We start from the raw sequence: 5,124 nt of genomic DNA, 5'->3' as shown, positions 1-5,124 counted from the left end.
CACCTAAAGAAAGTGTTCATTCTAAAGTAGTTAGAAACAGCCAGCCGTTCCCCACTTTGCTCGATTAGCAGCACCAGCAGCGTCCTAGAGATTTACTCAGCTTGGCCAGCAAGGAGTTTGGTGTACAGCGTGCAATCAGATTACAATACTTATCCACTTTACCGCAGATAAAAGCTACGGCTTATAGTTCGACTTATAGAGGAATTTCAGGCTTAAACGGATGACTAAGGAGTGTGGGCTTAATGAACGCTGGAAAAAAGGCAGCAATTCCCCTTCATGGACTGGTCGTCTCCTGCCAGGCGCTGGAGCATGAGCCGCTTCACGGCAGCCATCACATGGCGGCTATGGCGAGAGCGGCTAAGGAGGCGGGAGCTGCAGGCATTCGTGCCGGCGGGGTTGCTGACATTAAGGTTATTAAGGCGGAGACGGGCCTGCCGGTAATCGGGCTGGTCAAAAAGCAGACCGAAGGCTGCGAGGTCTATATCACGCCGACACTGGAGGATGCGCTGGACATCCATGCCGCGGGTGCGGACATTGTAGCCATTGACGGCACAGGACGGCCGCGGCCGGACGGGCGTTCCCTGCAGGAGACGATTACCGGACTGAAGCAGTCGGGAGTGACCGTAATGGCTGATATTGCAACGTTTGAGGAAGGTGTGCAGGCGGCGGCATGGGGGGCAGACTATGTCTCTACTACGCTGAGCGGCTATACCTCCGAGACCGCAGGCACAGAGCTTCCGAATCTTTCGCTGCTGAAAAAGCTGGCAGCTGCGCTTCCGGTTCCGGTTGTAGCCGAAGGCGGAATCTGCCAGCCGGAGCAGGCGGCGGAGGCGCTCCGGCTGGGAGCGGCCTTCGTCGTGGTCGGCTCGGCCATTACCCGCCCGCAGTGGATCGCCGGGCGGTATGTGGAGGCGATGCGCGGCGCTCCACCTCACGGGGGCGGGTCGTGAGCCGGTATTACATCGGCGCCGACCTCGGGGGCACAGGCATCAAGGCTGCGCTGATTGATGCCGATGGCGTCATTGCCGCCCGCAGCAAGGCGGCAACTCCGGTCACTGAAGGCGCGGCAGGCATTCTGCGCGCGCTGAAGGACGTCATCCGCGCCCTGCTGGCCGAAGGCGCGGAGGTGCGGGGCATCGGCGTCGGCAGCGCCGGGCGGATCGACGCCGCGGAAGGGATTGTCCGCTATGCGACGGACAATCTGCCGGGCTGGACCGGCATGCGGCTGGCTGAGGCGCTGACAGCCGAATTTGCCCTGCCCGCCGCGGCGGAGAACGATGCCAACGCTGCGGCGGTTGGCGAGGGCTGGCTCGGCGCAGCCGCCGGGCTGGGCAGCTTCGCGATGCTGACGCTGGGCACCGGCGTCGGCGGAGCGTTTCTGCACCGCGGCGCGCCGGTGTCCGGCAGCCAAGGGGCCGCCGGGGAGTTCGGCCACGCCGTACTCTACCCCGGCGGGCTGCCCTGCAACTGCGGGCAGCGCGGCTGCGCCGAGCAGTATCTCAGCGGCACGGCGCTGAGCCGCCGGGCGGCGGAGGTCTTTGCCGGCTGGGACGGGCGCCGGCTGCTGGAGGCTTTTGCAGCCGGGCATCCGCCGGCGGCAGATGCGGTGGAGGCGTATCTGGATGATCTCAGCTATGCTGTGCATAACATCCAGTCGTATTTGGACCCTGCCGCCGTTATTATCGGCGGCGGGGTGGCGGACTCCCACTCTATCTGGTGGGAGGCGTGGCTAAGCAGGCTGGCAGCAATATCGCCGCTGTCCATAACGGTACTGCCCGCCAAGCTCGGCAATGAGGCCGGGATGCTTGGGGCAGCCAAGTTAATTATGGACAGGGAGCGGGGCTAGAGAGTGCCGCAGTACTTTTGGCAGAAGAGGGAAGGAAAAGAGAACGGAAAAGGGACTGGGTATGTTGCGGATGGATAGCCAAGCTGTTATGCGAATGACAATGACGGGAGGCTATACCGGGTGTAGTATGGAAGAAAAACGGGGAATATGCCGCCAGCCGGATAGAATGGGATGTATAGAGAATGAAGAACCCTGACCGGTCCGCCGGACTGCCTTTGAATAAGGAGCGAACATTAAATGCTGTTAGAGATTATTGCCACAACGGTGAATGATGCAGTCACCGCCGAGCGCCACGGTGCTGACCGGATTGAGCTGATTACGGGCATTCTTGAGGGCGGACTGACGCCCGGCATCGGTCTGATCGAAGCGGTGCGGGAAGCGGTTTCAATTCCTGTGAGGGTGATGGTGCGTCCGCATGCCCGTTCCTTCTGCTATGACGCGGAGGACGTTGCTGTGATGCTGCGGGACATCCGCCATATCCGCGCTGCCGGCGGCCTTTCGCTGGTTACAGGTGTACTCTGTGCGGACCGGACCGTAGATGAGGAGCTGCTTGGGCGGCTGCTTGAGGCGGCTGACGGAATGGAGGTAACCTTTCACCGGGCCTTTGATGAAATTCCGGATCAGCTCGAAGCGCTGGACGTATTGTCCCGCTACAAGCAGATAACGGATGTGCTGACTTCCGGCGGCAAGGCTACTGCCCCTGAGGGTGCGGAGCGGATTGCTGTCCTGCAGCGTCTGTCGTCCATCGGGCATCAGCCTGCTATTCTGGCCGGCAGCGGTCTGACAGCAGTGGGGCTTAAGGATTTTTTGGAACAAACGGCCGTAGGCCGCGTGCATTTCGGCTCTGCAGTAAGAGAGGACGGCAACCCGCTTAGACCGGTTGATCCCGGACGGCTTGAGGCGGTCCGGCAGATTTTGAATTTTTGGAAGAGGTGAGCTGCTTGTCAAAGTCAACGCTACATGAACTGCGCAAAGCCAAAAAGCTGGAGATCAGCGCTGCCATAGAAAACGGCCCGTTCCAGGCGGAGTGGAGCTCTCTTGATGCCTACTCGGTTCCGCGCTGGTATGAGGATGCCAAGTTCGGTATTTTCATACACTGGGGTGTGTATTCTGTACCAGCCTTCGGGACGGAGTGGTATGCACGCAATATGTACCGTGAAGGCACTGAAGTGTATGAGCATCACCTTGCTACATACGGTTCACCGGATACTTTTGGCTATAAGGATTTCATTCCGCAGTTCACAGCAGAGAAATTTGATGCCGAGGAATGGGCCGCCTTATTCAAGCGGGCAGGGGCTTCGTTTGTTGTCCCGGTGGCTGAGCATCATGACGGCTTCGCCATGTATGACTGCCCGTATTCTGAATGGACCGCTGCCAAAATGGGCCCGAAACGCGATATCGTCGGCGAACTTGGGGCGGCGGTGCGCCGGCATTATATGACCTTCGGCGTGTCCAGCCACCGGGCGGAGAACTGGTGGTACTATAACGGCGGCCGGGATATTCCGTCCGATGTGCAGGACCCGGCATACGCGGAGCTCTACGGCCCGGCGCAGCCTACCTACGGTGATCCGGCTTATCCGCTGCCGATTCTGCCACCGAACGAGGAGTTTCTGGACGACTGGCTGGTGCGCACCTGTGATCTGATCGACCGCTACGGCCCGCAGCTGCTCTACTTCGACTGGTGGATTGAGCAGCCTGTCTTTAAGCCTTATCTGCAAAAGCTGGCCGCCTACTATTACAACAAAGCTGCCGAGTGGGGTCAGGGAACGGTCATCAACTATAAATTTGATGCTTTTGCCGAAGGAACAGCCGTCTATGATATGGAGCGCGGCCAGCTGGCTGATATTAATCCGGATGTATGGCAGACCTGCACTTCAGTGGGCGAGACGGCCTGGTGCCATATTGCCGACCATAAGTATAAAACATCAGGTGCGATTCTAGGCGACCTGGTCGATATCGTCAGTAAAAACGGAGTCATGCTGCTGAACGTCGGCCCGTGTGCAGATGGTACGATTCCTGAGGAGGAGCAGGCGCTGCTGCGCGAAGTCGGCGACTGGCTGGCTGTGAACGGGGAAGCCATTTACGGCACCCGGCCGTGGAAGGTGTACGGAGAGGGCCCGACGCAGATCGTCAGCGGCACCTTCAACGATACGAAGCGCAGCGCGTTCACCGCGCAGGATGTGCGCTTCACGTCCAGGGGTGACAAGCTGCTGTACGCTTCTGTCATGGGTTGGCCTGAGGGCGGAACGGCCGTCGTCGGGACGCTGGGCAGCGGCTGCAAGCTGCTGTCAGGCGAGATCGGCAAGGTGGAGCTGCTCGGCTGGAAGGAGCCGCTGGAGTGGAGCCGCGAAGTGGCGGGACTGACGGTTCAGCTGCCCGGCGCGGTTAGGGAGCAGGGGATAGTTGTGCTGAAGATAGAATATACCTCTGCAGAGCTGGTTAGATAGTTAACGGGCGGGCGTCTGTGCCAAGAGCGGTGATAGGGCGGGGCAGGAATCGGAGTCATAAATGCCTCTGAATTGCCGAAAGCCAGCTCGGAGCGTAAATCAGAGTCAAACATGCCTCTGAAATCGCCGAAAGCCGGCTTGAAGCGTAAATCAGAGTCAAAAATGCCTCTGAAATCGCCGAGACCCGGCTTGGAGCGTAAATCAGAGTCAAAAATGCCTCTGAAAGCGCCGAAAGCCGGCTCAGGGCGTAAATCAGAGTCAAAAATGCCTCTGAAATCGCCGAAACCTGGATCGGAGCGTAAATCAGAGTCAAAAATGCCTCTGAAAGCGCCGAAACCCGGCTTGGAGCGTAAATCAGAGTCAAAAATGCCTCTGAAATCGCTGAAACCCGGCTCGGAGCGTAAATCAGAGTCAAAAATGCCTCTGAAAGCGCCGAAACCTGGCTCGGAGCGTAAATCAGAGTCATAAATGCCTCTGAAAGCGCCGAAACCCGGCTTGGAGCGTAAATCAGAGGCATAAATGCCTCTGAAATCGCCGAGACCCGGCTCAGAGCGTAAATCAGAGTCAAAAATGCCTCTGAAAGCGCCGAAACCCGGCTCGGGGCGTGAATCAGAGTCAAAAATGCCTCTGAAATCGCCGAAACCCGGCTCGGAGCGTAAATCAGAGTCAAAAATGCCTCTGAAATCGCCGAGACCCGGCTCAGAGCGTAAATCAGAGTCAAAAATGCCTCTGAAATCGCCGAAACCGGGCTCGGGGCGTAAATCAGAGTCATACATGCCTCTGAAATCGCCGAAACCGGGCTCAGGGCGTTAATCAGAGTCAAACATGCCT

5 protein-coding genes are annotated in these 5,124 nt (G+C 58.7%); 4 read left to right on the top strand and 1 reads right to left on the bottom strand.

Annotated elements, in window-relative coordinates; genetic code table 11:
• The first annotated feature begins 242 nt into the window (after positions 1–242).
• The 4 genes from BN3772_RS29205 to BN3772_RS29190 all read left to right on the top strand — a co-directional run bounded on the left by BN3772_RS29205 (position 243) and on the right by BN3772_RS29190 (position 4,293).
• Complete coding sequence (locus BN3772_RS29205; protein WP_042204112.1) at positions 243–950, top strand: N-acetylmannosamine-6-phosphate 2-epimerase; 708 nt, start codon at positions 243–245, stop codon at positions 948–950.
• On the top strand, positions 887–1,846 hold the full coding sequence (locus BN3772_RS29200; protein WP_244444872.1) for an ROK family protein: 960 nt from the start codon (positions 887–889) through the stop codon (positions 1,844–1,846). The genes BN3772_RS29205 and BN3772_RS29200 overlap by 64 nt, the downstream gene beginning before the upstream one ends.
• 237 nt (positions 1,847–2,083) lie before the next feature.
• Positions 2,084–2,782, top strand: coding sequence for a copper homeostasis protein CutC (locus tag BN3772_RS29195; RefSeq protein WP_042204109.1), 699 nt, complete (start codon positions 2,084–2,086; stop codon positions 2,780–2,782).
• 5 nt (positions 2,783–2,787) lie between these two features.
• Positions 2,788–4,293, top strand: coding sequence for an alpha-L-fucosidase (locus BN3772_RS29190; RefSeq protein WP_042204106.1), 1,506 nt, complete (start codon positions 2,788–2,790; stop codon positions 4,291–4,293).
• Between the two features lie 55 nt (positions 4,294–4,348).
• On the opposite strand, the gene BN3772_RS29185 is transcribed toward BN3772_RS29190, so the two are convergent.
• The coding region (locus BN3772_RS29185; RefSeq protein WP_209443720.1) for a hypothetical protein at positions 4,349–5,124 on the bottom strand (776 nt) is incomplete at its 5' end.

Origin of the sequence: Paenibacillus camerounensis (assembly GCF_000723885.1) — a bacterium.
Lineage (GTDB): Bacteria > Bacillota > Bacilli > Paenibacillales > Paenibacillaceae > Paenibacillus_AQ > Paenibacillus_AQ camerounensis.
Note: the sequence above shows the minus strand (reverse complement) of the source record. Positions and strands in the feature narration are given on the sequence as shown.